Here is a 25,887-nt window from a genome sequence, read left to right on the forward strand (position 1 = left end):
ATCCTACAAATTGAAGTTTACTCCTAGAACTACATTGCGTCCTATATTAGGAATTCCATCTGTTTTTAATCGTGATAAGTGTGCGATGTATTTTTTATCGAATAAATTATTTCCGTTTATATTTACATCAAAAGCTGTTTTACCTAATTTCACTTTTCCTCCAAATCCTAGATTAACTAGAGAATATCCTTTGGAAGCTGTTTCAAAACCACTTACATTATCCTGATTAAATGTTGAACTCACATTTAAAGTTGCATATCCATCTTGGAACCAGTTTTTGATATTAAACTCTGTTCTTATAGTATTGTTCCAGTTGTTTGCAGGAATTAATGGTAAGTAATCTCCATTTTGTTTCTTACCTGTTACTGTTTCAAAACTAGTTTCAAAATGCAACCAATCTAAAGGATGTGGGTGAAAATGCAATCCAACTTCTCCACCATACAATTTAGCATTGTCCTGAATGTAGGCAAAAACATCATTATTGTCGATGATTTCTCCTGTTGGTGATGTATAGATATAGTTGTTTACGTGGTTATAAAATCCATTTACAAAAAATTCAAAATGGCTATTTTTATATTCTAAGTTCAAATCGGTTTGTACGTTTTGCTCTGTTTTTAAAGCTCCGTTTCCAATTTCATAACGATTTGTTCCTTCGTGAACTCCATTTGATGTTAACTCTGCTAAGTTTGGCGCTCTAAATCCTGAAGCAACATTTAAACGCAATGTTAGATCATCAGCAAGATTAGTTTTATAACCCAACGATGCATTAAAACTATCAAACGATTTGTCTAATGCTTGAAAATATCCCTCTTCTCCTTCTACTCCGTGTGCAATCGAAGTTACATTTCGGTTATCAAAACGCAAACCTGCTTGTAACACATTGCTTTTCCATTCGTAATTTGCAGTTCCAAAAACACCAAAATCATTTGTTGTTGCATCTGGAATTAAAAACTCTTCTCCCGAATTGGTATTCGTTTGATGCATTCCCTGAACACCTACAATAGTTTCGATTTTACCCATTTTTGGCAAATGATATTTTGCACTGTAATTAAACGTTTTCAATTTCATGTGCAATGAAGCTTCATTACTATCTTCAAACTCACTTCTATCATTTGTGATGTAACCTAAATCAACATCTAGTTTTGAATTTTGAAAGAAGAATACGTTGTTCAAACTCAATAAGTGGTTAAAAACTCCTTGTCTAGGAAACTCAGTATTCTTTGTTGTTGTTTGTTCTCCAAATCCTTCTTCTGGGATTCCTAAATCCAGTTTATTGTAATTGTAACGCAATACACTTGAGAAACTAGAATTACTATATCCAATTCCTGTTTTGAAATCAGTTTCATTGTAACGTGTATTTGTTACACGGTCACTATCGCCTGCTTTATAATCTGAATGTGAATTAAAACTCCCACGTGCCAAAAACTTCCAATTTTCTGTAGATGTTTTTAATCCTATTGAAGAGTTACTTCCTTGTGTATTGGTGAAATATTTCTGACTGAAATTTGCCTTAAAATCTCCTGCATCAGCAAATTTTTCTGGATTAAAATACAGAACTCCTCCCAAAGCATCTGAACCATATAATAAAGACGCTGGGCCTTTTATAACCTCAACACTTTCGACTCCTGCATCGTTTAATCCTAATCCGTGCTCATCTCCAAATTGTTGATTTTCTAATCGAACTCCTTGCGAATACACCAAAACACGGTTTCCGCTTAATCCACGAATTACGGGTTTACCAATAGAAGTTCCTGTAGAGATTTGAGAAACCCCTGGTATTGTCGCCAATCCTTCTATTAATGTTGAAGTCCCTTTTTGCTGTAATGTTTTGATAGTTTCATGCTCAACTTTCATTACATTTTGCGATTGTAATTTGCTAAATGCAGTTGATACAATTACCTCATCCATTTCGAAAGCTGCTTGCGAAAGCAAAATATCTAGTGTATTCTCTTTTAATAATTTTTCGATGTTTTTATTTTGAGTCGTATAACCTACAAACGTAAATACAATACGCAATCCTCCTTTTGGAAGATTATTTAAAGTATACTTTCCGTTTTCATCGGTTGTTGTTCCTTTATGCAATTCTGATACATAAACTGAAACTCCTGGAACTGGTTGATTTTGTAAATCGGTTACTGTTCCTGAAACTGTATTCTGAGCATTAATCAAGCCCGTAAACCCTAAAATTAGGGCAATTATGATTTTTTTCATTGAAAATGATACTATAGTTAGATGATTACTTCTTTCTAAAAGATTCAAAAAAATGTATAAATACGCTCAATAACTCCGATAACTACCAGAATTAGTAAACCATTTTTACCATTCGAATCTATGACCGAAGATTTTGTTTGACTTTATGAAAATCAAAACTGGGTAAACACGTTGTATTCCGAATATATCGGATACTAAAAATCTAAACTATAGGAGGGCCTCGAAGTGAGTATAAACTTCCGGAAAATGAAATTGCTATTTCCGAAAAAGATATGAAATAAGGGATTTCATCGTGAAAAGTAGGCAACTGAAAAGTAAATTTTTCAGGTGTAATATAACTGCTTAAAGCAAAATGACACACATAGCAATAATCGAAATTATGATGCTGATGTGTTATTTCGGTATTTGTTACGTTATAATCATGATGACATTGCTTTTCTGAAAATGCTTGCACAATATGCTCATAACTATGGAATGACTGAAACAATATCGAGAACAATATTGTTATAGCCAAAGAAATACTTAGTATGAGTTGCTTCTTTTTCATGCGCTACAAAGGTATAAAAAACATGCTACAGAAATAAAAACTGTGTTAGTTTCATTAAAAAATATAACTGTAATACACAAAAATATAACATATATGCACCTTTCTTTATCTAAACCATATATTCTCGCAAAGATGCAAAGTCAAAAAATTCGAGCTTACTTGATACCTTTTCTATGTATTTCAGCGACTTTACGTAAGGTTTCAGAAATTAAAATCTAAGTTGTTTATTTCAAACAAGGCTTAAACAATTCAAAAAAACAGACAAATCATAACAGAAAACAGAATAATCACAATCAAATCACGACCGAAACACTCAAAATCTTATATTTGTATGGTTTATATCAAAATGCAAAAATCACTTATACTCTTGGAACAATCATTAAAACCAAAATCCAAAATGCGATTATTTTTTAGTTGTTTATTTTTAGTATCATTTCTGAATGGTTTCGCTCAGGAAGAAAAAACTCCTGCGACTGAAACTCCAAAAGTAAAAATTGATTCTCTATACCGAGAAGATCAGTTTTATTTTGCGATAACTTATAATGCATTAAATAATGGTCCTGACGGATTATCACAAAAGAAATTCTCAACAGGATTGAGCTTTGGTTTTTTAAGAGATATGCCTATTAACAAAAACCGAAACGTTGCAATTGCAGCTGGTTTGGGTTTGAGCTACAAAAATTACTTTCAAAATCTTGCCATTACTGGAACAAGCGATGCGCCTATTTATACTGTTGTAAATTATTCTGATGTTAATACAAACAAATTCACTCAGTATTTAGTCGATTTCCCTATTGAATTTAGATGGCGAACCTCTACTTTCGACAGTTATAAATTTTGGAGAATATATGGTGGAATAAAGTTTAGCTATGTATTGTTTGACCGATCTGTTTACAAAGATTCAGAACAGAAAGTAGTTATTAAAAACAATACTGATTTTGAGAAATTACAATACGGTGTATACCTATCAACTGGTTTCAACACTTGGAATGTCTATGCCTATTATGGTTTAAAACCCTTATTTAAATCGGCTAAAACTGCTACTGAAAGTATAGATATGAGAACAATGAATATTGGTGTAATCTTCTATATTCTATAGCCAAAAAACCAAAAACAACAATTGCGGAATTACCCCTATCAGTAATCCTATAATGAGTTCCTTATTGGTATGCGCATTCATTTCTAAACGAGATGAAGCTACCAAACCATTCATTAATATAAAAAATGCAACCCAATACATCATGCCTGGCACTTGAAGATGTCGGCTCAAACCAATTGCAAAAATTGTTAGACCACTAATAGCGATCATGTGCAAGCTGGCTTTTACTTTAAAAAAGGATAATACCAGTGCAATTATAGTACTAAACAATCCTCCTAGAAAGAAGAAATGCAACTCTGGATATCGCGTAATCACTACACTTCGCTTGACTAATAAAATAATTAAAAAACAATGAAGCACCAGCGGAATCTTACGTTGTGATGTTTCATGAATCATAATCGAATCTACATTTCCCGTTGAACGAAGCAGCAAGAAAAACAACATGGGAACCAAAACCGTAATGATTAATATCTGAAAAAGAATAAAAAATTTCTCCTCATTAGCAAATACATCTTCTTTAAAAAAAAGATAAAACACACTCGCATACATCGAAATAAACAATGGATGGAATAGATAGGAAATTATTGGAAGAATCTTTTTCAACGGCTTGAATTTATTGTCTTGAACAAATATAAAAAAATATAGATACGCTTATAGAATCTGGTTTATTTTTAAGAAAATATTAAAAACTCTTTTCTACCTTTAATGTTTCAAATTACACTATAATTTTCTGAATCTGATTTACCATCAATTTACCTATTACATTTCAACATAAAACAGTACACAACATAATGCCTATAAATCTTAAAAACATAATTCAAACACTTCATGCTAAATGGTTTGGTGGTAATTCTGATATCAACATCGACCATATTTCTATTGATAGTCGTTCTTTACAAAACGGACCTAAAACTTTATTTTTTGCTCTAAGCGGACCAAACAATAATGCCCACAATTACATTCCGGAATTAATTGAAAAAGGCGTTCATAATTTTGTGGTAACACAAATTCCTGAAAAATACACACAAAGAGCTAATTATATCGTTGTCGAAAATCCTCTAGCTGCTTTACAAGCTGTGGCTGCTTATTATCGTAGTCATTTTGATTTTCCTATTATCGGATTAACCGGAAGTAATGGAAAAACGATAGTAAAAGAATGGCTTAATTTTTTATTAAGTCCCGACCATAATATCATTCGAAGCCCTAAAAGTTACAACTCACAGGTTGGTGTTCCGTTATCGATTATTGCAATCAATGAAAAACACAATCTGGGTATTTTTGAAGCTGGAATTTCTACAACTTCAGAAATGGATAAACTAGAGAAGATCATAAAACCTACAATTGGACTTCTTACTAATATTGGCTCAGCTCACGATGAAGGTTTTTTGAATCTTGTACAAAAAATAGATGAAAAACTACTTTTATTTAAAGAATCTCCTATAATTATATATCAAAAAACCGAGGTAGTACATTCTTGTTTGACTCAATTTGCAGCTGAATATATGCTAGAATCCAGAGTGCTTTTCTCTTGGAGTTTTACTGATAAAAGTGCCGATGTTTTAATTTCTAAAAAAGAAACGCATAATGAAAGCACTCTAATTCAATACAAATACGAGAACGAAATAAACGATTTTACTATTCCGTTTCAAGATGATGCTTCTATAGAAAATGCTGCTTCATGTCTAATGGTTTTGTTGTCTTTAAAATATGATTCGGCTACCATTCAAAACAGAATGCATTTATTGTATCCAGTAGAGATGCGATTAGAAGTGAAAAACGGAATCAATAATTGCAGTATAATCGATGATAGTTATAGTTCAGATTTTCAATCTCTAAAGATTGCATTGGACTTCTTGGAAAGCCAACATAAATTCAAAAAGAAATCTGTTATTTTATCGGATATTCTTCAGAGCGGATTTACTAATGAAGAGTTGTATACAAAAGTAGCTCAACTTATTGAATCGAATAAGATAAGCCGTGTAATTGGTATTGGTTCAACCATTTCAAAATTTGCAGACAAATTTTCTAATTGCGTTGTCTTTCCTGATACTGCCGGATTTATTGCTCACTATGAATCATTGGATTTTGTAAACGAAACTATTCTTATAAAAGGAGCCCGCTCGTTTCAGTTTGAAGAAATAGTTGCGCTACTTGAAGAGAAAACTCACGAAACAATTCTTGAGATTAACCTCAACGCCATTGGTCATAATCTCAATTTTTTTAAATCTAAAATAAACCCTAGCACCAAAATGATGGTGATGGTTAAAGCATATAGTTATGGAAACGGTGGTCTTGAAATTGCCAAATTACTTGAACATCACAAAGTAGATTATTTGGGTGTGGCTTTCGCTGATGAAGGAATCTCTCTTAAAAATGGTGGTATAAAACTACCTATTATGGTGCTTAATCCAGAATCGACTAGTTTCTCTGCAATTATTCAGCACCAATTAGAACCTGAAATCTATAGCATAAAAGGTTTAAAAGCCTTTTTAAAAATTGCCAAAGAGAAAAAACTACACCATTTTCCAATCCATATAAAATTAGATACAGGAATGCATCGATTGGGATTTGAAGCCAATACAATCGATGAGTTAATTACCACTCTAAAAGGAAATTCAACCGTTGAAGTAAAAAGTATTTTATCTCATTTGGCAACTAGTGATGAAGAGAAGCATTTTGACTTTGTTCTTTCTCAGATTGACTTATTCGAAAAGCTATCTTCTAAATTATTAACCGCATTAGATATTAATCCGATTCGTCATATTTTAAATACTTCAGGAATTAGCAATTTCCCACAAGCCCAATACAATATGGTGCGCTTAGGAATTGGTTTATACGGAGTTTCTAATGACCCCGCTGAACAAAAATACTTGGAGAATGTAAGCACATTAAAATCAATTATATCCCAAGTAAGAACCATTCCTGTCAATGACAGTGTAGGTTATGGGCGTCGTTTTATGGCCGAAAAAGAAACTCGAATCGCTACAATTCCGATAGGTTATGCCGACGGAATTGCCAGACTTTGGGGTAATGGAGTTGGCTTTGTAACCATAAAAGGTCAAAAAGCACGAATTATTGGAAACATTTGTATGGACATGCTCATGGTCGATGTCAGTGTTATTGATTGTAAGGAAGGTGACGATGTGGTAATCTTTGGCGAAAGCCCAACCGTGATAGAAATGGCCCAAGAATTACGCACTATACCCTATGAAATCTTGACCAGTATTTCGCAACGTGTCAAACGTGTGTTTTTCCGTCAGTAATATTTTAGTCGATAATTAATTAAAATATGCGAAATATTACTTATTTTCGAATAAGTAAAAATTTCAAACTAAAACAATATCAAATATGGGAATGTTATCTGAATTTAAGGAATTTGCAATGAAGGGCAACGTAGTAGATTTAGCTGTCGGTGTCATAATTGGTGGAGCTTTTGGTAAAATTGTAAGCTCATTTATCGAAGATGTTATCACTCCATTGCTGTTAAAGCCTGCATTAGACGCTGCGCATTTATCAACAATCGAAGAACTAACCGCTTTTGGAGGAGTAAAATATGGTTTATTTATTTCAGCGGTAATTAACTTTATAATTGTTGCTTTTGTATTGTTTATAATCATCAAAGGAATAAACCATGCTAAGAAAAAAGAAGTGGCACCACCTGCTCCAACTGGACCAACTCAAGAAGAATTATTGACTCAAATTAGAGATTTATTAAAAAAATAATCCGCTACACTATTGTCTAACTAAACCGTTCAGGATCTGAACGGTTTTTCTTTTTTGTTACAAATATAACTTTTTGTTATTTTTTGTGAAGCCGATTGTTTTAATCTCCATTATGCCTATTTTTGCACTTTAAATATAAATATTCATAATAAAAAATATAAAGATGAGAATAGCGATTGTAGGCGCTACCGGTATGGTTGGCGAAGTAATGCTAAAAGTATTAGCGGAAAGAAATTTCCCTGTTACTGAATTAATTTTAGTTGCATCTGAGAAATCAGTTGGAAAACAAATTGAATATAAAGGAACAAATTACACCGTAGTTGGATTGCAAACAGCTGTAGATATGAAAGCTGATATTGCAATATTCTCAGCTGGTGGAGAAACTTCATTAGAATGGGCTCCAAAATTTGCTGCAGCGGGAACAACTGTTATCGATAACTCATCTGCTTGGAGAATGGATCCTACAAAAAAATTGATTGTTCCAGAAATCAATGCATCTACATTAACCAAAGAAGACAAAATTATAGCAAATCCAAACTGTTCGACTATTCAAATGGTCTTGACATTGGCTCCATTGCACAAAAAATACGACATTAAAAGAATCGTTGTTTCTACTTACCAATCTATTACAGGAACTGGTGTAAAAGCGGTAAAACAATTAGAGAATGAATACGCTGGAATAAAAGACGAAATGGTTTATAAATACCCTATTCATAGAAACGCTATTCCACATTGTGATAGCTTTGAAGAAAATGGATACACTAAAGAGGAAATGAAACTGGTTCGTGAAACACAAAAAATTCTTGGTGACAACACTATCGCTGTAACAGCAACTGCTGTTCGTGTTCCTGTTGTTGGAGGTCATAGTGAGGCTGTAAACGTTGAATTTACAAATGATTTTGTTGTAAATGATGTACGCGAAATTTTACATCATACAGATGGTATTGTTGTTCAAGATAACATTGACACATTTACTTACCCGATGCCTCTTTATGCAGAAGGTAAAAATGATGTTTTTGTAGGTCGTATTCGTCGTGACGAAAGCCAACCAAACACTTTAAACATGTGGATTGTTGCTGACAACTTAAGAAAAGGTGCTGCAACAAATACAATTCAGATTGCTGAATATCTAGTAGCTGCAAAATTGGTATAATACCCAAAATAATATTTACTAAAAAGCCGTAATCGCAATTTGTGATTACGGCTTTTTCTATTGAAAAATAACATTCTCAACAATAAAAAAGCCATATCTTAGCTATTAAAAATAAAAAACGCATGAACTTCGACAACTATAAAGTAATTCCGAATTACAACACCCACAGAACCGACTTGTTTCTTGCTGATGATGAAGACATTCAAGCCTGCGAACAAACATTAAACATAACTTTTGACAACAATTATAAAGAATATGTTGTAACATACGGAAGTGGAATTTTAGGCGGAACCTACGTAAGAATCTATCTTCCGGAAACAATCGTACTGACTATTACTGAATGGAAAAATAGAATTACAGAATATTGGTTTTGGGATGAAGGCGCAGCAGTCTTAACAAAAGAACAGGTTTTAGATTCCGTTAGAATTGGAGATACATTTGACGGGGATGAAATTATTCTTTACAAAAGCGAGTATTATGTATTACCTCGAAATAGCGAAATGATATACAAAGCTGGTAAAACACTCGAAGAAACTGTGAATTGGTTGTGCTCTTCGGGAATTTTAACTGAAGCTTTTACCGAAAGGGAATTCGAACCCTTTAACCCAAGCGAATGGGGAGATAAATTATAATAAAAAATAGCATTAAAATAAAATGGCAGAAGAACAAGACAATTATGTCAAAATACTTTTTAGATTTTTCAGTAACATCCTTAACGAATCGGCTGTAGAAACATTATGGGCAACAACAATTAACGCTGAAAATGGATTATATAAATTAGATAATATTCCGTTTTATGCTCCCGTTTCTTGTGAGGATGTAGTGTTTGCAGAATTTGACGAAACAGAACAAAAATTGGTCTATAAACAAACGATTGAACATTCTGGAAACTCAACAATTCAGGTTATTGTTTTAGACAAAACCGCTCAGATAAATGATTTACGCGAAATGTTTAATGAACTAGGCTGCGAATCTGAGAAATTCAATAATGACTATTTTGTAATACAAGTTCCATCAACACTAAAATACGAACCTATCCGACAAAAATTAATTGAATTAGAAGAAGCTAAAATTATAAATTACGCTGAACCTGATTTATCAGATAACCATTGGTACTAGATGATGTAAAATGTAGAATGTGAATAAGGTAAAATGAAAAATATAGACGAATTAATTAATACTACTGATCCAGGATGGGATATCGTAACCGAATGGATAAATGATGCTAGTAACAAAGTAGAAGTTTTAGAAGCTAATACTGATAAGGCTAAAGATGCACTATATAAAACTCAAGTATCTACTCGATCTCCGATGGGTGCAATAATTTTTAGTACTGGTGGAATATTAGTTGACAATGGATGGATTAGAATTCTTGGTTCAGGAAGTGAAAGATTAAATCGCTCATTACCTGATTGGAATATTGGAAAATTTACTGAAGAGTTTGGAGAAAATCCAAGACTGCTATTAATTGCTGATGATGCAGTTGGTGGTTTTTTTATTCTAAATGGTGGTGACTTGGGTAGTGATCTGGGCAAAATATATTATTTCGCACCTGATAATTTAGAATATGAACCTCTTGACATAACTTATAGCGAATTTTTATCGTTTTGTTTCAATAATGATTTGAATGAGTTTTATAAAAATCTAAGATGGAAAAATTGGGAAACTGAAGTTTCTAAATTAGACGGAAATACCGTTTTTAATTTTTTCCCTTTTCTATGGACTAAAGAAGGTAAAGACATAGACAAAAATAGTCGTAAGGAAATTCAAATTGAGGAGCAGTTTGCTCTTAATATTGAAATAAAAACCACAAAAATATAATCCATTTGACCTGATATTAGGAGAGGTAAAATGTAAATAGTGAAATGAGAAATGGCCAAAGTCATCAATCTTACTTACAATAAAAATACAATAACAGACATTCATGGATATCATAAAAACAGAAAAAGTAACAATTGCAGATATTGAAAGACTGCAAGTTATAGGAAAACAAACTTTTCTAGAAACCTTTTTGGAAGACAACTCCAAACAAGACATGGATAACTATTTGTCCAACAGTTTCTCATCTGATAAACTTAAAAAAGAAATTGAAAATCCAAATTCTGAATTCTATTTCGCTTCATTAAACGATGAAGTTATTGGATATTTAAAACTAAACTCTGGGGATGCACAAACAGAACTAAAAAATAATGATGCCCTTGAGATAGAACGCATTTACGTTTCAAAAAGATTTTTAGGCAAAAAAGTGGGGCAACTTTTATATGAAAAAGCACTTTTAATTGCTAAACAGAAAAACGTTGATTATATATGGCTTGGCGTATGGGAAGAAAACCATAGAGCATTGGCTTTTTATACCAAAAATGGGTTTATAGAATTTGACAAACATGATTTTAAATTAGGAAATGATATTCAAACGGACATCATGATGAAACTAGTCTTAAAAAATTAATAAAAACAAAAATGAGTTTAGAACTTGATAATTTCTACCTAAAGCAAGAGGAGCCTAATAAAGGTTGTTTACTTGCATTGCGAGGAATCATTCTTTCGCAAGATTCTGAAATCACTCATACATTAAAATACGGCATGCCTTTCTTTTGTTATAAAGGAAAGATGTTTTGCTATTTATGGACTCACAAAACGAATAATAAACCTTACCTCGGTATTGTTGAGGGAAAACATTTTGACAATCCTGAGTTAATAGCCGAAAAGCGTTCCCGAATGAAAATTATGTTTTTTGAACCTAATGAAGACATACCGGTTGACACCCTAAAAGCAATAATAGCAAAAGCAATTGACCTTTACAAAAGCGGTGTAATCAAAATAAAAAACAATTAAACCAGATTGAGATGATAACTATTAATGATTTCATACAAGATTTCTCTTTGTTGTTTCCAAACCTAACAAACTTAGAACCTTGGAATATTACTGACAATCTAAAAGAAATTATAGAGAAAACGATTCCAAATCTTGACGATACCTATACCATAAACAACAATATTGCTATTCATAAAACAGCAACAATAGAAGATGGTGTAACCATAAAGGCACCAGCAATTATTGGAGAGAATTGCTATATTGGGGCGCATGCCTATTTTAGAGAAGGAGTTTATCTAGGAAACGCAGTGAAAATTGGTCCTGGCTGCGAAATTAAAAACAGTATTATTTGCTCAGCAACAGCAATTGCCCACTTTAACTATATTGGGAATAGCATTATTGGAAGCAATATTAATTTTGAAGCAGGTTCTATTGCCGCCAACCATTATAACGAAAGAGACATCAAGAAAATCTCAGTTTTGCACAATGATAAAATTATCGAGACTGGCAGTCAAAAATTCGGTTCATTGGTTGGAGATAATTCCAAAATTGGAGCAAATGCAGTATTATCACCAGGAACGATATTAAAGAAAAACACAGTTGTAAAAAGACTAGAATTAGTTGAACAAGTAAAAGAATAATTATGCCATTTGTTAGAATAAGTCTGCCGAAAAAATTATCACAAGAAACAAAAGACAACATTTCGATCGCAATACACGAATCACTAATTCAGGAGTTCAATATTCCTGAAGATGATTATTTTCACGTAATTGAAGAACTAGAAAGCACACAAATTAAATACCCAAAAAGCTACCTTGGCATTACGCATACAGCTAATATGGTTTACGTTCAAATAACCGCTGGACAAGGAAGAACAAAAGAGCAGAAAGCAAAATTATATGCTCAAATTACAATTAAAATTTCGAGTACAACAGAAATTCTAAAAAGTGACATTATCATAATTCTGCTTGAAAATAACGGAGGCGAAAACTGGTCGTTTGGAAATGGAGAAATACAAGAACCAAAACATTTAAAAGCAATAAGTAACAATCAATAAAATGGACAATTACCTAAGACAATTAATCTCAATCGAGTTTGAAGACAGAAAAGAAATTTTCTCTGGATTCCTTATAGATTACACAGATGATTGGATTTTAATCAAAAACAATCCTGTTGACTTTATAATTGATGGTTATGTAATTTTAAAAAACAAAAACATCAAATCTATCACTCGCGATGAAGACAATGCTTTTACTGAAAGTGTTATACGATTGAAAGGCCTAAAAACCAATTCAGATGAAATAATTCCGCTTAGAGACCTCTCTTCTATCCTTACTTTTATAACAAACAAATATGATATTTTTCAGATTGCAAAAAAATCTGAAAAAGCAGTTTATCTTGGGAAGTTAATAAAACTAGACGATGAAGAATTAGTCATTGATTTTCTAGAAACTAGAGGGAAATTTGGTGGCGAATTAAGTTTTAATCCCAAAAAAATAAGAGTAATAGAGTTTGATACAGATTATATCAATTCACTAAAACTACTTGTTAAAGAAGAAAAAAAGTAATTCGTTTATAGTATCTTAAACAAAATCTATCATGGCAATTATAAGACCTATTTTTAGAATTTTTGATTATGAAAAAACTATTCAATTTTATGTAGACTGGCTAGGCTTTAAGATTCTTGACAAACATACTTTTGGAGAAAACTTTCCTTTATATATTCGAGTTGCTCTCGAAGATATAGAGATTCATTTGAGCGAACATCACGGCGATTGTTCTCCTGGAGCAAAAATAATTATTGAGAACTTTATTGGCTTAAAAGAATATCATCAAAAATTAATTCAGAAAAACTATAAATACAATAAACCCGGAATTGAAAAAGCTTTCTGGAACGAAGCCATTTATTGTGTAGAGGTTATAGACCCATTTGGTAACAAAATACTATTTACTGGAGAGTAAATACTCAAAATCTTTAATTTTTAAACCAATTTCAATGAAATTAAACTTATATCAAATAGATGCATTTACGGATAAAATCTTCGGAGGAAATCCTGCTTGTGTTGTCCCCTTAGAAAATTGGCTACCTGATGAAATTCTTCTAAAAATTACCCAAGAAAACGCAGTTGCCGAAACCGCTTTCTTTGTTGTTAATGACAAAAGGATTCACCTACGTTGGTTTACTCCCGAAATTGAAATGGATTTATGCGGACATGCAACTCTTGCAACTGCCCATACTTTAAAAGCTATTCTTGACTATCCTGAAAACACTATAGTATTTGATACATTAAGCGGTGAATTAATTGTTACAATTACCGATGATGTATACACTTTGGATTTTCCGTCTAGAAAACCTGTTCCTGCTGAACTTCCAGAAATCATCAAGAATTCAATAAACATTCAGCCAAAAAGAGTTTTAAAATCTAGAGATTATGTTTTAGTCTACGAAACCGAACAGGAGATTAAAGACATCGTAATCGACAGACAAACTTTTGATAAAATAAACCTTGATCCTGGCGGTGTAGTAGTTACCGCAAAAGGAAATAATTGTGACTTTGTTTCGCGATTTTTCACCTCACAAGCTTCTATCCTAGAAGATCCTGTTACAGGTTCAGCACATTGTTCTTTAATCCCATATTGGAGTGAACAACTTGGCAAAAAAGAAATGCATGCTAAACAGCTTTCAGAAAGAGAAGGCACATTGTATTGTGTTGATAATGGCGAAAGAGTTTTAATAAGTGGAAAAGCAAAAACCTATTTTACAGGAACATTCTGGATAGATTAATTGGCGTTAAATCAATTATGTAATTCTCCAAATGACAAAAAATAAAAATGATGGAACAAACAAACTTCAATCACATAGATTCAGACAATTTTGTTTTACAAGATTATTTGGATAGAATTCATTTTACTGGAGACATTAATTTAAGTATTGATGGCATTCGAAAGTTAATGCAACATCAACTGTACAGTGTTCCGTTTGAAAACTTAGATGTTCAAGCAGGCAAATCTGTATCATTGCTTGTAAATGATATTGTCCATAAAATTGTTGGACAAAATCGTGGTGGTTACTGTTATGAAGTCAATGGAATATTTGCTTTGGTGCTTCAAGAAATAGGAATTCCGTATCGTTTTGTTGCAGCCCGCCCATTAGTAAATACCATCGAAAATGCTAAAACACATATGGCACTAATTGCTCTTATCGAAAATGAGGAATATCTCATCGATTTGGGTTTTGGTGGCAGCGGAATTAGAGAACCTCTACAACTGAACAATAACGAATCTGAAGTACAGCAAGGTCTTGAAACATTTTCTCTAGTAAAAATTGAACGTGGAGAATACCTACTACGCGTAAAACTAAATAAGGAATGGAAGAATCTATATTCTTTTGATTTATCCTATCAGAGATGGATTGACTTTAAACCTGCAAATCATTTTAATTCAACACATAGTGATTCAGTTTTCACTCAAAGTACAATTACAGTTTTACAAACACCACTTGGCAAAAAAATCCTATTCGGAAATTCTTTTAAATCCATAGAAAATGGAATTGCTAAAGAATATCTATTCGAAGCAGAGAAACTAGAAAGCATACTGCTTAGTGAATTTAATCTGAAAATCTAAATCTTTGAGAAAACATAGAAGCTTATATTCATAAATACAGAAAAACTATATTTTTGAATCATTCTTTTTCGATTTCCAAATAAATCCATCTAATAAATAATGTGTAAACTGAGGTACGCTTAGCAATGGAACTATTATAAATTGCCAATTCGAGAAATCAATTTTTTCAAGTGAAAAATTCTCATTCCAAACCAAAACCTCCCATAAAAACTCTTCTGTAAAAGCTATTACCAATAAAATCAAGATATAAATAAAAATCAAATTATAGTTTTTTAAATAACTAAAAACTCCCCAATTCGTATTTGTCTTATTTTCAATTTCTCTAAAATAAACTAACGCCATATAAGGGATTCCATGTGATACTACATTTAGCAAAGTAAAAATAAGATCATCATTAAAGTAAACAATTCCAAAATACCATGAAAGTGCCGTTCCTAGAATAATAGCATTCTTAGGAATATTAAAAAAATTATTAGTGATACTTTTATAAGCTGTGTAGATTACATAAATCACCATAATAACAACATACCCAAAAAAGAGTATTTCCAATAACGATGAATTATGGAAACGAAAAAACTCATCTTCAACAAACCAATTGAATTTTCTTCCAGAAGAAAAGAACCAATATAACATTGGATAACCTGTTGAAGCATAAATTGCAAGATTATCTATACCAACAGAAAGTTTAGTTTTCTCTTCAGTTCTGGCATACAAACGCATAAAGCCATATTGCTGTCTTATGAAATGAAAAACTGCTACATAAGCCAAAAATGACCAGAATACAAGGCTCCCAAAAGAAAAAAGAACTATCCCAATAGCAAAACAAATAGTAGGCAGAAGCAATAGTCTTTTTTTATTTTTTTTGAATTCATCAGCTACAAAATAGGTCTTAAATAAAGTTGCATACACATGTGCAACATCAATAAAAACAATTAAAAAGAGCCACGTGTAAAACGAGTATTTATTCTCAATTTCTTCTATATATTTTTGAAACAGAAAAATAAGTGCCAATACAAAAAAAGATGGACCAATTATAAATATTAGATCTGTTTTAGCCTTATGAATCCAAGGTTGTCTCATCCAAAATTTGATTTACAATATTAATTCCGTGATGAAAAGCTTCTTCAAAAATTGAAATTCCAGATAAATCTGTATGCGCAAAATAAATAGCGTTTTGAATGCTTTTCGATGCTTTCTTTTTAGCCTCCCCAAAAATAAACCCTGGTACTGGGCTAACCATACCATGCCCCAACAAAAAGACTTCCATTTGTTCTGTACAATCTTCAATATTAGAATGTGCTATTTTTAAATCATCAAAAACAAGTTGCTTCCAATATTCTTTATTTTTCTTATAGAGTTCTTTTCTTGATTTTCTTAAATCAGAGGATGAAAAACTATGATAATAAGTAATTACTTTTTTCGTCTGAATCTGATTTAAAGTTTGATGCTGATCATAAACATATCCTAATCCTTTTGCTCCATAAATAACATTATCCCAAGAAAGAGGAAAACTATAATTCTCTGATAAATCAGTAACGGTTAAAGTAGCCAGAAGCCATGGGGCATAATGAAACTCTTTCGTATATTCTTTTCGATCTTTAATAAGATACTGATTTACAAACTGTGGTGTTGCCATGATTACTTTGTCAGCAATAATTTCTACAGAAACCTTTTTAGCATCATCAAATACTTTAGCAACGACCTTATTGTTTTTGACTTTTACTTCATAAACCAAATGATTTTTCAATGTTTTCTCATGAGTATATTTTTTGAGATGAGATGCTAATCTGGCGTTCCCTTCTGGCCAAGTTAAAACGCTTTCTTTTTTATCAGAACTAGCATTTTGCTTTCTTCCTGCAAAATAATGAATTCCCGCCCAAGCTGAAACATAATCTATCCCAAGTCCAAAATCATCTTTACAACAATAATCAATATAATGAAACAAAGGTTCCGCTTCAAAACCATTCCTCTTGAACCATTCTCCCATTGTTATTTTATCCAAACTTCTTATTTCCAAATCATCTGAAGAAAGATGAAGTGGAATATCAAATAAATATTTCTCATCTTTACCTTTCCCTTCCCGAAAAGCATCCATTAATTTAAAAAATCTTAGAAATTCAATATCCTGATCTTTAGAATTTCCTTCTTTAGGGACCACTCCATCTTGCCAATTATTTTTATAAAATAAGCGTTCATCAGGTGCAAAAGATAATTGTAATTCATCAAAAACAGGAAATCCTTTTTGATCGTAATCCAAAATGATTTTCTCTTCTTCAAGAAATTGTAATAATTCTTTATCCTTAAAATTTGGCAAAGGCAGATAATGTGCTCCTAAAGGAAATTTAGAATATTCATTTTCACCGTTTGAAGAATTTCCTCCCAGATGCCCTTCTAATTCAACCAGAAGAAAATCTGAAATTCCTTTTTTCATAAATTGTCTAGCAGCACTTAAACCTGAAATTCCACCACCCACAATAAGATATGGAATGTGTATTTGACTCGTTGGTTTAGGAAAATCTTTAATCCAAAGACGATGCCCCAAAAGATGATTTGTTCCTGACAAACGAATTAACAAGTGAACTATTTTATCTGAACAAAATTGCAACAAAGGAAGCAACAACAAAGAAGCTCCAATTCCTTTTACAAAACTTCGTCTTGATTTACTATAACTTTCCCCATTCTTCATCAAAATAACGTACTAAAATTTGGTTGTCTAAACGATTAATTTCAATTTCATTTGAAATCATATCATTGGTAAAATAGTTGAATCTGTCGAATTGATAATTGTAGAATTTTAATCCCGAAGCTTTTCTATTTACTTGATTAAAAGTAGTTCCAAAACCATTAATCGCAATGGTGTATCCCCATTCTCCAAATGAGGGAACATAAGCATGGTAAGCATCAACCTGAGGAAAAACCTGCATAACAGTTTTATTGATACACCAAAATGACTTCGGAGCAAAATAAGGAGATGTCGTTTGTATAACAACGGCCGCATCTGGCTGTAATGTATTTTTTATGGTTTGATAAAAATTCAAAGAATATAATTTACCTAAACTATAATTTGATGGATCTGGAAAATCAATAATCACAACATCAAATTTTTCTTGACAACTTTTAGCCCAGATATAAGCATCTGTATTTATAATCGTCACTTTTGAATTGTTAAGTGATCCTTTATTGAAATCTGTTAGAACCTTATTTGTTTTAAACAACTTTGTCATTCCCTGATCTAAGTCAACTAAAGTAATTTTCTCTACTTCTTTATATTTTAGAATTTCACGTACTGCTAAGCCATCGCCTCCTCCAAGAACTAAAACATGTTTGACATTTTTGGCTATTGACATTGCGGGATGAACTAAGGCCTCATGATAACGATATTCATCTGCAGAACTAAACTGTAGGTTATTATTTAAATACAAGCGGTAATCGCTCTTATTATGCGTCAAAACGATACGCTGATAAGAGGTTGTATTGGTATAGATAATATTCTCTCCATAAAGTTTCCCTTCTGAATAAGACAAAATAGAATCTGAAAAAATAAAAACACCCAATAAAATTATAAATGAAGCAACAGCTTTTACTTGTAAAAAATAGCCGTTTTTTAATTCTTTTTTTAGAAGAAAACATAAAACAATTGCAATACTTACATTAATCATTCCGAAGAATAGTGATGTCCCCATTATTCCTAACTTCGGAACTAAAATCAAAGGAAAAAGAATTGATGCTAATAAAGCTCCAATGTAATCAAAGGTAAACACATTGGAAACTAAATCTTTAAACTCCACTTTGTCTTTTAGAATATTCATCAATAATGGAATCTCTAATCCTACTAAAAACCCTGTTACAAAAACAAGTAGATATAAAACAAATTGAAAATATTCAACATTTTCAAACAATAAAAATAAGGCAACAGAACTCAATCCTCCAATTAACCCAACTAGTATTTCGATTTCTACAAAAGTGTTGAGTAAATTTTTATGAAAAAATTTTGAAAAGAAAGAACCAATCCCCATTGAGAATAGGTAAACACCAATAATAAATGAAAATTGTTTTACTGAATCTCCCAATAAATAACTTGCCAAAGTACCTGCAACAAGTTCATAAACAAGTCCACAAGTAGCAATAACAAATACTGCAAATAGGAGTAAAAATTCAAATTTAAGAAACTTTTTACCCATGAATTGCTGCACTTACAATCATCGAGATACCAATGATAAATGCTGCAAACACAATTGCAACAGCAATATTATTTTTTTGAACTATTTCTTTCCAAGTGTTCTCTGGAGTAATTTTTTCGATTATGAAATAGGCCACTAGCAAGATTACAATTCCTATAAGAGAAAAAATAATCGAATTAACGATAGGCTGTAAATGTATTAAATCCATACTTTAGAAGTTTATTTATGATAAAAACGGTTAACGGAACTACGATTTCCTGATGTACTATATTTTTCTGTTGTTTCGCAATCACAAATTCGGTTTCCAGAATAAGCAAAATACAGATAGGCAATAAAGCAAAATAACCCTATTACTACTGCAGCTAAATTATTTTTTATAAAATCAAAAATTACTTTCATATGACTCTCTCTTGATAAGGTGAGTAATCGCTATGCTCCCATCTTTTCTTTTCAAAATTAATTTTGCAATATCTAATTACAATATAAACTACTATCATAAATCCAATAATTATCCATGTATTATATAATGATGGTTTATTCCAGACTACATTTACTCTTACTACATTATTGCTTATATCCTCAGGTGCCTTCTGTGGCGTAATAACAAGATGATATTTTCCAGCTTTAACTCCGCAAATATTAAACTCCTCTGATGGATTTCCTTCTGTCCAATTTTCACCATCTGTATAACCATGATAATACTCTACGTCTTTATTAGCATGTAATTCCTCATTTGTATCTTCATTAACCAAAGCTACATCTATATTTGCCCAAGAATTATCTACATCAGAAGACACATAAACCGTCAGAGGTGCAGACCCTCCTTTTAGAACAAACGAAGAACCAAAAATTTCTTTATTATTGAATTCATCAAAAGTGGCTTCTTTATAAAATACACTTTGTTCCGACTGATCTTTATATATATACCAATTAGTGCATATAATCATTAATGCAACAACACAAAAAATTATTGCTGTATCTTGTAGATCAAAATAATAAGGCTTCGTAATATTCACACCCGTTTGATATGGCAAGTCAACAGTACGAAATCCTTTTTTTATTTCGCTCTGACTAATATATTCTCCAAGAAAAGCAGTTTCATCATCATTAATTTTTTCAATAGAAATCATTAAAGGCGGATGAATATACTCTACCATATGAACTTTCTTGACTGGTAATGAGAAATCAAAATATCCCTGAGCATTCTCTATTTCGACATCACAATATTCATAAATATCAAATATATCTCCGTTGTGAATTATTGTTTTAGGATGTTGATTTACACTAAATTTCTCTACCATTTCAGTTAAGAATATCCAATTCCCATCTGATTCTGAAAGATAAACAAAATCACCTTTAGCGCTTTTTAAGATATATTCTGTCCATCTATAACCTTCACCGACCTGTTTCACTAAAGCAGCAACAACAGTATATTCTACTGCTTTAAGAATTCCTTTATCTCCAATTTTAAAAGTAAAATTCTTTATCTCAGACTTAAATTTAGATTTTAAACGAAGTTGTCCTTCATTGTCTGATAAATACAAGCTATGACAATTTGGGCAGACAAAATTCACTACTTCAAAACCAATCTCTAATTCGGTAACGGTATTACAACTGTAACAAGGAACTTTCATATACTAACGATTAATTTCAAAATCTTTTATAATTGTTCCTTCAAAATAAGTTATATAATCATCCATAACTTGTCTTACTTTTTGAGAATTATCTTGTTGATAATTACATAAATAAACATCTAAAGTTAATTGATTATATTCTGGCCAAGTATGTATACAAATATGTGATTCTTTTAAACAAAACGAAATAGTAAAGCTATCATTTTCAAAATCATGAACAATAACACCTACTTTTTCAAGTTGATAAGTTTCCAAAATTGAATTAGTAACAGCAACAAAACCTTTACTATCCATTAATTTTTGAATTTTATCGACGTGTAGAGTAACCAGCTTGTGTAAACCTGGCGAATAAGGAGGTAAATTCATTAAAATAGTTATATACGCTCCAAATGTATAATATTTTTTGGATAATTTTAACAAGAAGGATATGATTTGAATTTCTAATCCAATTATTTTAAATAATCATTTTTACCAGCCATTATTGACGAATAGCTTTGCCTAAATAAATCTCTTCATAAAGAATTACTGAAATGTTTACCATATTAAACATTACAATAGACAGATAATTTTACGATCATACAAAAATCTACAATCCAAAAAATATAGTTAATTTTGCAATAATTGATTCTTCACGATTCAAAACAAAAAAGTAGATTAAAAACAATGTTATGAAATTAACATCCGAAGAATTAATAGTAATTATTGACCCTCAAAAAGATTTTACGGATAGCAACGGAGCTTACGCAAAAAGACATCCCGCCATTCGTAATATAACTGAAGTCAAAGCTAGAATAAACCAATTAACGAAGCTTATAGACAAAGATAGATTTGTAATTATCTTTTCAAATTATCAAAAAGACCAATTCGGAATCGGGCTATCAATGTGCATTGAAGGCACGACTGGTCATGAAATTGACATTGATTTTGACGACAGTACAAAGTTAATTCCCAAAATGCAACATAGTTGCTTTAGCTCAGAGGAATTCGAAAACTTATTAAAAATCAACAACATAAAAAAAATTATACTTTGTGGTTTTCTAGCTGAATATTGCATAAAAGAAACTGCAATTGACGCACTTCATAAAGGTTACAAAGTTGCATTAGCAACAGAATACATCGGAACTGGTGATGATGTTCAACATAGAAAGCAAGAAACACTACTCGATTTAGAGAGCAAAGGAGCTGTAATTATTAATTCAATCTTTGATTAAGTAATCCTGATTTTAGAACTATGCAAGTTTTACCGCCAAAAGAATTATCGCCATATATCAAACATTACCTTTTTTTAGAGAACAAAGGTAGTGATGCTCAAAAACTGCGTTTGTTTTCTGATGGTAATACTGGTGTTGTATTCTCTTTAAAAAGCAAACTCATTTCTGGTTTTAGCAATTATGAAGCACAAAACTACCTGCCAACTTCGTTTTTATATGGTCAATTAAATGGTTTTAAAGATATTTACTCTGGCAACGAAATGGCTATTGTAATTGTTGTTTTTCAACCCAACGGCATAAACCAATTATTAGGAATCACCAGTAGCGAATTGCGCGATACTATTATCTCTATCGATACTGTTTTTGGTCAGGAAGGAATCGAGCTCCAAGAAAAATTATCAGAACAACATACCATTCAGAATAAATTGAGTCTTTTAAATCATTTCTTTAAAACACTTGAAGCAAAAAAACCTATCTCAAATCAGTTAATCGCCACTGCTTCATTAGATTTTATCCTAAAAACCAAAGGACAATTTTCGCTCAAACAATTGGTTGATTATACGGGTTATACCGAAAGACATATCGAAAGAAAATTTACGGAGTGTGTGGGATTAAACCCTAAGAAGTTTGGTAATATTGTAAAGATTCATGGGTTCTTGAAGTTACTTAAAAACAAAACCGAAGATACTAGTCTTACCACTATTTCGTACGATGCTGGATTTTCAGACCAATCACATCTTATCCGAGAATTTAAAAAACATACTGGAATGACTCCTAAGGAGTATTTGCATAATGCTGGGAAACTAACCAACAACTTCATCAAAACGATTCCTGCAAAGACATTTTAGAAATGTCGGTTTTATACAATTTGTAAATTATCATGCACGCTATTTTTGTCTGAATAACAAATAGCATCTAACATGAAAAATCTAAAAATAGCTACAGCTCAGTTTGAGAATAAAAGTGGCGATAAAATTTATAATTTATCTGTAATTGAAAAACTTTCACAAAAAGCATCCAGCGAAGGTTGTGATGTAATTGCATTTCATGAATGCTCCATTACAGGATATACATTTGCAAGGCATTTATCAAAAGAACAAATGCTAAACCTAGCAGAAGTCATTCCCAACGGAGAAAGCGTCTTAAAACTAATAAAAATAGCCAAAAACAACAATATAGTTATATTGGCAGGACTTTTTGAAAAAGACGAGAACGATAATCTGTTCAAAGCTTATGTTTGTGTTGACAAAAATGGCTTGGTTGCAAAATACCGAAAGTTACATCCGTTTATAAATCCAAACTTAACACCCGGAGATAGCTATTGCATCTTTGAAATCAATGGTTGGAAATGCGGAATCTTAATTTGCTACGACAATAACATTATCGAGAATGTTCGTGCAACAACTCTTTTAGGTGCTGACATTATTTTTATGCCACATGTAACCATGTGTACCCCTTCTACCCGACCTGGTGCAGGCTTTGTTGCACCTCAACTTTGGGAGAACCGCGAAGCTGACCCAACTTCACTACGATTAGAATTTGACGGAATGAAAGGACGTGACTGGCTGATGAAATGGTTACCAGCTAGAGCTTATGACAATGCTATTTATGCCATTTTCTCTAACCCAATTGGTATGGACGACGATCAACTAAAAAATGGTTGTTCTATGATTGTTGACCCGTTTGGAGATGTAATTGCCGAATGCCGAACTTTTGATGACTCTTTTGCAACAGCAATAATTACTCCCGAAAAATGCATTCAGGCTGGGGGAAATCGATACATAAAAGCTAGAAGACCAGATTTATACCGAGATATCATTGGGCAAGACCACAAATCGGAACAAAATGTAGTTTGGTTAAACACTGATGAAAAAAGTTAAAACTAACAATGCTACAGATTTTAAGCTACTAAAAAGATTTATCTTTGAGGAATTGATTAATCTACAGAATAAACATTACAATGGAATTTTTTAAAACTACAAATGAAGATATCGATGCCGTTTTCGATATTTATAATGAAGCCACATCGTACCAAAAAACAGTTAATAATAAAAGTTGGAGAGGTTTTGAAAGAGCCTTAATAGAAAAAGAAATCGCCGAAGACCGTCATTTTGTAATCAAAGAAGAAGGGGAAGTTGCCTGTACATTTGTTCTTACTTTTAATGATTTAATTATTTGGAAAGAAGCTAGTGCAGATCCTGCTGTCTACCTGCATCGTATTGCCACAAATCCAAAATTTAGAGGTCAATCTTATGTCAAAAAAATCATAGAATGGGTGAAAATATATGCCAAAGAAAATGGAAAATTATACATAAGACTCGACACACATAGCGGAAACGAAAGAATAAACAAATACTATATGAGTTGTGGATTTGATTTTAAAGGTGTTAGCGTTATCGAATGGACAAGCGAATTACCTGAGCATTACAAAGAAGGTTCTTTTAGTTTGTTTGAGATTAAATTATAGATTCTGACATGAACACACACAACGATTTTAAAGTTGGACAATGGGTTAAATCCTATTCCAAAGGCATACATAGGATTGAGAAATTTATTCCAATTGAATTTGAAGAGTACCATTCATTTGTTGGAGCTATTCCAAAAAATAAGATTGGAACTCTCGATGCACCTTTGGTAATATTAAAGCGCCTTTTTAATTCAAAATTTAAAAAACAAGTGGGGGCTGACTTTTGCTCTAGCTCATTCTTAAAACAAATTTCTGCTGAAGAAAAAAGCAATATTGAGGAACAACTAAAACTAAATCCTAAATACATAACTGATTTAGACAAGTATAGCATTCCTAAATTTGAATCAAGATATGGAATAAACATCCAAATTTCTGAAGAGACAAAATCACTCATTCCAGAATTGGCTGCATTTATAAAACAAGAAGGCCGAACTCTAACCGATATCTTCAATTGGTTAGATAGCAAAAACTACAAAGACCTCTTGGATAACCGAAGTACTTTAGGCAATAATGATCGTTCTCATTATTTTCAGTTTATAAATTGGAGCTACAAAACGAAAGACAACAAGCTCTTATTTACAGATTTGCTTGCCTTTATGCCTAACTTCGAAAAAATTGACCTAGGATAAATCCGTAGTACAACTATCTAAAAACAAAACCCTTGTGAGTAAATTTCACAAGGGTTTTGTTTTATACGTAGACTAACTATTCCGTTTACAAGATTAATTCGCTACTTTTTTATATTCAAATGTTCCTAATTGTTCGTAAGTCATAACACGCTTTTGAGCGTCAAAAGAATCAATATGGAATTTTACTGGAATGATTGCTGAGGTTATTGTAAGCTCACTATTGTCCTTAGATAGTTTCCATTTTGCCTTATGTACCTCGTCACCATTGACACTTTCAAAATGACCTCCATCCAGAAAAACTTGAAACACTTGATCGGTTTTAAAATAGGCATTAATGTCTTTTTCCTTCCCATTTTGCACCCATTTCACGAGTTGCCATTTCCCTAAAAGTTCTTTAGAAGTCTGTGCATTCATAGAGAATCCAACAGCTAAGAAAACAAATACTATAATTTTTTTCATCTTGTTGTTTTTATAATTGATGATTAAAATTACATGTTTTTCAGTTAATTGAGACAATATGATGCAAACCACCTGAAGAAAAAATAAAATCATCAAAAGGAAAAGGCTTCACTTCTGTCTTTTTAGCACAGGAAA

General features: G+C 31.9%; 31 protein-coding genes. 20 read left to right on the forward strand and 11 right to left on the reverse strand.

The annotated features are described in order from the left end of the window. Positions 1–3: 3 nt before the first annotated feature. Together LNQ49_RS11125 and LNQ49_RS11130 are read right to left on the reverse strand one after the other, a co-directional pair. Positions 4–2,211, reverse strand: a complete 2,208-nt coding sequence (locus tag LNQ49_RS11125; RefSeq protein ID WP_229988889.1) for a TonB-dependent receptor — start codon at positions 2,209–2,211, stop codon at positions 4–6. Positions 2,212–2,413: 202 nt separating this feature from the next. Next, positions 2,414–2,758, reverse strand: coding sequence for a hypothetical protein (locus LNQ49_RS11130; RefSeq protein ID WP_229988891.1), 345 nt, complete (start codon positions 2,756–2,758; stop codon positions 2,414–2,416). 346 nt (positions 2,759–3,104) lie between these two features. Between LNQ49_RS11130 and LNQ49_RS11135 the strand changes: the two genes are divergently transcribed. Next, positions 3,105–3,857, forward strand: coding sequence for a porin family protein (locus LNQ49_RS11135; RefSeq protein WP_229988893.1), 753 nt, complete (start codon positions 3,105–3,107; stop codon positions 3,855–3,857). On the opposite strand, the gene LNQ49_RS11140 is transcribed toward LNQ49_RS11135, so the two are convergent. Beyond that, positions 3,852–4,460, reverse strand: a complete 609-nt coding sequence (locus LNQ49_RS11140) for a hypothetical protein (RefSeq protein ID WP_229988895.1) — start codon at positions 4,458–4,460, stop codon at positions 3,852–3,854. The two genes, LNQ49_RS11135 and LNQ49_RS11140, sit on opposite strands and share 6 nt — an antisense overlap. Positions 4,461–4,648: 188 nt before the next feature. On the opposite strand from LNQ49_RS11140, the gene LNQ49_RS11145 reads away from it, so the two are divergent. From LNQ49_RS11145 to LNQ49_RS11210, 14 genes are all read left to right on the forward strand, one after another. Next, entirely contained in the window at positions 4,649–7,120 is a 2,472-nt protein-coding gene (locus LNQ49_RS11145; protein ID WP_229988896.1) for a bifunctional UDP-N-acetylmuramoyl-tripeptide:D-alanyl-D-alanine ligase/alanine racemase, read from the forward strand. Between the two features lie 85 nt (positions 7,121–7,205). After that, positions 7,206–7,580 carry a large conductance mechanosensitive channel protein MscL gene (gene mscL, locus LNQ49_RS11150; protein ID WP_229988897.1) on the forward strand — a complete coding sequence of 125 codons (375 nt, stop codon included), beginning with the start codon at positions 7,206–7,208 and terminating at the stop codon, positions 7,578–7,580. Between the two features lie 163 nt (positions 7,581–7,743). After that, complete coding sequence (locus LNQ49_RS11155) at positions 7,744–8,733, forward strand: aspartate-semialdehyde dehydrogenase (protein WP_229988898.1); 990 nt, start codon at positions 7,744–7,746, stop codon at positions 8,731–8,733. A 122-nt stretch (positions 8,734–8,855) separates the two neighbouring features. Beyond that, the gene (locus tag LNQ49_RS11160) at positions 8,856–9,365 is read left to right on the forward strand and encodes an SMI1/KNR4 family protein (RefSeq protein ID WP_229988899.1); all 510 of its coding nucleotides are present in this window, start codon (positions 8,856–8,858) and stop codon (positions 9,363–9,365) included. Between the two features lie 22 nt (positions 9,366–9,387). After that, a complete protein-coding gene (locus tag LNQ49_RS11165; protein WP_229988900.1) occupies positions 9,388–9,852 on the forward strand; it encodes a DUF4265 domain-containing protein in 465 nt (154 codons plus the stop codon). A 33-nt stretch (positions 9,853–9,885) separates the two neighbouring features. After that, a complete protein-coding gene (locus LNQ49_RS11170) occupies positions 9,886–10,554 on the forward strand; it encodes a DUF2625 domain-containing protein (protein ID WP_229988901.1) in 669 nt (222 codons plus the stop codon). Positions 10,555–10,657: 103 nt separating this feature from the next. Next, on the forward strand, positions 10,658–11,182 hold the full coding sequence (locus tag LNQ49_RS11175) for a GNAT family N-acetyltransferase (RefSeq protein WP_229988902.1): 525 nt from the start codon (positions 10,658–10,660) through the stop codon (positions 11,180–11,182). 11 nt (positions 11,183–11,193) lie between these two features. Continuing rightward, positions 11,194–11,568 (forward strand): DUF1801 domain-containing protein, encoded by a 375-nt coding sequence (locus LNQ49_RS11180; RefSeq protein ID WP_229988903.1) that lies wholly within the window; start codon positions 11,194–11,196, stop codon positions 11,566–11,568. A gap of 11 nt (positions 11,569–11,579) precedes the next feature. Beyond that, positions 11,580–12,188, forward strand: coding sequence for a DapH/DapD/GlmU-related protein (locus LNQ49_RS11185; protein WP_229988904.1), 609 nt, complete (start codon positions 11,580–11,582; stop codon positions 12,186–12,188). Between the two features lie 2 nt (positions 12,189–12,190). Further along, positions 12,191–12,604, forward strand: a complete 414-nt coding sequence (locus LNQ49_RS11190; protein ID WP_229988905.1) for a tautomerase family protein — start codon at positions 12,191–12,193, stop codon at positions 12,602–12,604. 1 nt (position 12,605) lies between these two features. Further along, positions 12,606–13,115, forward strand: a complete 510-nt coding sequence (locus LNQ49_RS11195) for a hypothetical protein (protein WP_229988906.1) — start codon at positions 12,606–12,608, stop codon at positions 13,113–13,115. Positions 13,116–13,146: 31 nt separating this feature from the next. Further along, positions 13,147–13,509, forward strand: coding sequence for a glyoxalase superfamily protein (locus tag LNQ49_RS11200; protein ID WP_229988907.1), 363 nt, complete (start codon positions 13,147–13,149; stop codon positions 13,507–13,509). A 34-nt stretch (positions 13,510–13,543) separates the two neighbouring features. Next, the gene (locus LNQ49_RS11205; RefSeq protein ID WP_229988908.1) at positions 13,544–14,332 is read left to right on the forward strand and encodes a PhzF family phenazine biosynthesis protein; all 789 of its coding nucleotides are present in this window, start codon (positions 13,544–13,546) and stop codon (positions 14,330–14,332) included. Positions 14,333–14,379: 47 nt separating this feature from the next. Continuing rightward, the gene (locus tag LNQ49_RS11210; protein ID WP_229988909.1) at positions 14,380–15,171 is read left to right on the forward strand and encodes an arylamine N-acetyltransferase family protein; all 792 of its coding nucleotides are present in this window, start codon (positions 14,380–14,382) and stop codon (positions 15,169–15,171) included. Positions 15,172–15,216: 45 nt separating this feature from the next. On the opposite strand, the gene LNQ49_RS11215 is transcribed toward LNQ49_RS11210, so the two are convergent. From LNQ49_RS11215 to LNQ49_RS11245, 7 genes are read right to left on the reverse strand one after another with little or no spacing between them, the layout of a single operon-like run. Further along, positions 15,217–16,251, reverse strand: coding sequence for a hypothetical protein (locus LNQ49_RS11215; RefSeq protein WP_229988910.1), 1,035 nt, complete (start codon positions 16,249–16,251; stop codon positions 15,217–15,219). Beyond that, a complete protein-coding gene (locus LNQ49_RS11220) occupies positions 16,229–17,857 on the reverse strand; it encodes a flavin monoamine oxidase family protein (RefSeq protein WP_229988911.1) in 1,629 nt (542 codons plus the stop codon). The genes LNQ49_RS11215 and LNQ49_RS11220 overlap by 23 nt, the downstream gene beginning before the upstream one ends. Beyond that, positions 17,835–19,352, reverse strand: a complete 1,518-nt coding sequence (locus LNQ49_RS11225; protein WP_229988912.1) for a polyamine aminopropyltransferase — start codon at positions 19,350–19,352, stop codon at positions 17,835–17,837. The genes LNQ49_RS11220 and LNQ49_RS11225 overlap by 23 nt, the downstream gene beginning before the upstream one ends. Beyond that, positions 19,345–19,560, reverse strand: a complete 216-nt coding sequence (locus LNQ49_RS11230) for a DUF350 domain-containing protein (protein WP_229988913.1) — start codon at positions 19,558–19,560, stop codon at positions 19,345–19,347. The genes LNQ49_RS11225 and LNQ49_RS11230 overlap by 8 nt, the downstream gene beginning before the upstream one ends. Before the next feature lie 11 nt (positions 19,561–19,571). After that, on the reverse strand, positions 19,572–19,751 hold the full coding sequence (locus tag LNQ49_RS11235) for a hypothetical protein (protein ID WP_229988914.1): 180 nt from the start codon (positions 19,749–19,751) through the stop codon (positions 19,572–19,574). Beyond that, positions 19,748–20,986, reverse strand: coding sequence for a DUF4178 domain-containing protein (locus LNQ49_RS11240; protein ID WP_229988915.1), 1,239 nt, complete (start codon positions 20,984–20,986; stop codon positions 19,748–19,750). The genes LNQ49_RS11235 and LNQ49_RS11240 overlap by 4 nt, the downstream gene beginning before the upstream one ends. Positions 20,987–20,989: 3 nt before the next feature. Further along, entirely contained in the window at positions 20,990–21,352 is a 363-nt protein-coding gene (locus LNQ49_RS11245) for an S-adenosylmethionine decarboxylase family protein (RefSeq protein WP_229988916.1), read from the reverse strand. Positions 21,353–21,654: 302 nt separating this feature from the next. Here LNQ49_RS11245 and LNQ49_RS11250 point away from each other — a divergent pair, with 302 nt between their 5' ends. The 5 genes from LNQ49_RS11250 to LNQ49_RS11270 all read left to right on the forward strand — a co-directional run bounded on the left by LNQ49_RS11250 (position 21,655) and on the right by LNQ49_RS11270 (position 25,293). Next, positions 21,655–22,197, forward strand: a complete 543-nt coding sequence (locus LNQ49_RS11250) for a cysteine hydrolase family protein (RefSeq protein WP_229988917.1) — start codon at positions 21,655–21,657, stop codon at positions 22,195–22,197. Between the two features lie 20 nt (positions 22,198–22,217). After that, positions 22,218–23,045 carry a helix-turn-helix domain-containing protein gene (locus LNQ49_RS11255; RefSeq protein ID WP_229988918.1) on the forward strand — a complete coding sequence of 276 codons (828 nt, stop codon included), beginning with the start codon at positions 22,218–22,220 and terminating at the stop codon, positions 23,043–23,045. A 72-nt stretch (positions 23,046–23,117) separates the two neighbouring features. After that, positions 23,118–24,077, forward strand: coding sequence for a nitrilase family protein (locus LNQ49_RS11260; RefSeq protein WP_229988919.1), 960 nt, complete (start codon positions 23,118–23,120; stop codon positions 24,075–24,077). A gap of 80 nt (positions 24,078–24,157) precedes the next feature. Continuing rightward, a complete protein-coding gene (locus LNQ49_RS11265; RefSeq protein WP_229988920.1) occupies positions 24,158–24,664 on the forward strand; it encodes a GNAT family N-acetyltransferase in 507 nt (168 codons plus the stop codon). A gap of 8 nt (positions 24,665–24,672) precedes the next feature. Beyond that, complete coding sequence (locus tag LNQ49_RS11270) at positions 24,673–25,293, forward strand: hypothetical protein (protein ID WP_229988921.1); 621 nt, start codon at positions 24,673–24,675, stop codon at positions 25,291–25,293. A 93-nt stretch (positions 25,294–25,386) separates the two neighbouring features. On the opposite strand, the gene LNQ49_RS11275 is transcribed toward LNQ49_RS11270, so the two are convergent. After that, positions 25,387–25,752, reverse strand: coding sequence for a lipocalin family protein (locus LNQ49_RS11275; RefSeq protein WP_229988923.1), 366 nt, complete (start codon positions 25,750–25,752; stop codon positions 25,387–25,389). Positions 25,753–25,887 lie beyond the last annotated feature (135 nt).

The organism is Flavobacterium pisciphilum, from assembly GCF_020905345.1.
Classification (GTDB): Bacteria; Bacteroidota; Bacteroidia; order Flavobacteriales; family Flavobacteriaceae; genus Flavobacterium; species Flavobacterium pisciphilum.

Coding starts and splice junctions, on each gene's coding strand:
- LNQ49_RS11125 (WP_229988889.1), bottom strand. CDS start 2,211: ATGAAAAAAATCATAATTGCCCTAATTTTAGGGTTTACGGGCTTGATT.
- LNQ49_RS11130 (WP_229988891.1), bottom strand. CDS start 2,758: ATGAAAAAGAAGCAACTCATACTAAGTATTTCTTTGGCTATAACAATA.
- LNQ49_RS11135 (WP_229988893.1), top strand. CDS start 3,105: ATGCAAAAATCACTTATACTCTTGGAACAATCATTAAAACCAAAATCC.
- LNQ49_RS11145 (WP_229988896.1), top strand. CDS start 4,649: ATGCCTATAAATCTTAAAAACATAATTCAAACACTTCATGCTAAATGG.
- mscL (WP_229988897.1), top strand. CDS start 7,206: ATGGGAATGTTATCTGAATTTAAGGAATTTGCAATGAAGGGCAACGTA.
- LNQ49_RS11155 (WP_229988898.1), top strand. CDS start 7,744: ATGAGAATAGCGATTGTAGGCGCTACCGGTATGGTTGGCGAAGTAATG.
- LNQ49_RS11160 (WP_229988899.1), top strand. CDS start 8,856: ATGAACTTCGACAACTATAAAGTAATTCCGAATTACAACACCCACAGA.
- LNQ49_RS11165 (WP_229988900.1), top strand. CDS start 9,388: ATGGCAGAAGAACAAGACAATTATGTCAAAATACTTTTTAGATTTTTC.
- LNQ49_RS11170 (WP_229988901.1), top strand. CDS start 9,886: ATGAAAAATATAGACGAATTAATTAATACTACTGATCCAGGATGGGAT.
- LNQ49_RS11175 (WP_229988902.1), top strand. CDS start 10,658: ATGGATATCATAAAAACAGAAAAAGTAACAATTGCAGATATTGAAAGA.
- LNQ49_RS11180 (WP_229988903.1), top strand. CDS start 11,194: ATGAGTTTAGAACTTGATAATTTCTACCTAAAGCAAGAGGAGCCTAAT.
- LNQ49_RS11185 (WP_229988904.1), top strand. CDS start 11,580: ATGATAACTATTAATGATTTCATACAAGATTTCTCTTTGTTGTTTCCA.
- LNQ49_RS11190 (WP_229988905.1), top strand. CDS start 12,191: ATGCCATTTGTTAGAATAAGTCTGCCGAAAAAATTATCACAAGAAACA.
- LNQ49_RS11195 (WP_229988906.1), top strand. CDS start 12,606: ATGGACAATTACCTAAGACAATTAATCTCAATCGAGTTTGAAGACAGA.
- LNQ49_RS11200 (WP_229988907.1), top strand. CDS start 13,147: ATGGCAATTATAAGACCTATTTTTAGAATTTTTGATTATGAAAAAACT.
- LNQ49_RS11205 (WP_229988908.1), top strand. CDS start 13,544: ATGAAATTAAACTTATATCAAATAGATGCATTTACGGATAAAATCTTC.
- LNQ49_RS11210 (WP_229988909.1), top strand. CDS start 14,380: ATGATGGAACAAACAAACTTCAATCACATAGATTCAGACAATTTTGTT.
- LNQ49_RS11215 (WP_229988910.1), bottom strand. CDS start 16,251: ATGAGACAACCTTGGATTCATAAGGCTAAAACAGATCTAATATTTATA.
- LNQ49_RS11220 (WP_229988911.1), bottom strand. CDS start 17,857: ATGAAGAATGGGGAAAGTTATAGTAAATCAAGACGAAGTTTTGTAAAA.
- LNQ49_RS11225 (WP_229988912.1), bottom strand. CDS start 19,352: ATGGGTAAAAAGTTTCTTAAATTTGAATTTTTACTCCTATTTGCAGTA.
- LNQ49_RS11230 (WP_229988913.1), bottom strand. CDS start 19,560: ATGGATTTAATACATTTACAGCCTATCGTTAATTCGATTATTTTTTCT.
- LNQ49_RS11235 (WP_229988914.1), bottom strand. CDS start 19,751: ATGAAAGTAATTTTTGATTTTATAAAAAATAATTTAGCTGCAGTAGTA.
- LNQ49_RS11240 (WP_229988915.1), bottom strand. CDS start 20,986: ATGAAAGTTCCTTGTTACAGTTGTAATACCGTTACCGAATTAGAGATT.
- LNQ49_RS11245 (WP_229988916.1), bottom strand. CDS start 21,352: ATGAATTTACCTCCTTATTCGCCAGGTTTACACAAGCTGGTTACTCTA.
- LNQ49_RS11250 (WP_229988917.1), top strand. CDS start 21,655: ATGAAATTAACATCCGAAGAATTAATAGTAATTATTGACCCTCAAAAA.
- LNQ49_RS11255 (WP_229988918.1), top strand. CDS start 22,218: ATGCAAGTTTTACCGCCAAAAGAATTATCGCCATATATCAAACATTAC.
- LNQ49_RS11260 (WP_229988919.1), top strand. CDS start 23,118: ATGAAAAATCTAAAAATAGCTACAGCTCAGTTTGAGAATAAAAGTGGC.
- LNQ49_RS11265 (WP_229988920.1), top strand. CDS start 24,158: ATGGAATTTTTTAAAACTACAAATGAAGATATCGATGCCGTTTTCGAT.
- LNQ49_RS11270 (WP_229988921.1), top strand. CDS start 24,673: ATGAACACACACAACGATTTTAAAGTTGGACAATGGGTTAAATCCTAT.
- LNQ49_RS11275 (WP_229988923.1), bottom strand. CDS start 25,752: ATGAAAAAAATTATAGTATTTGTTTTCTTAGCTGTTGGATTCTCTATG.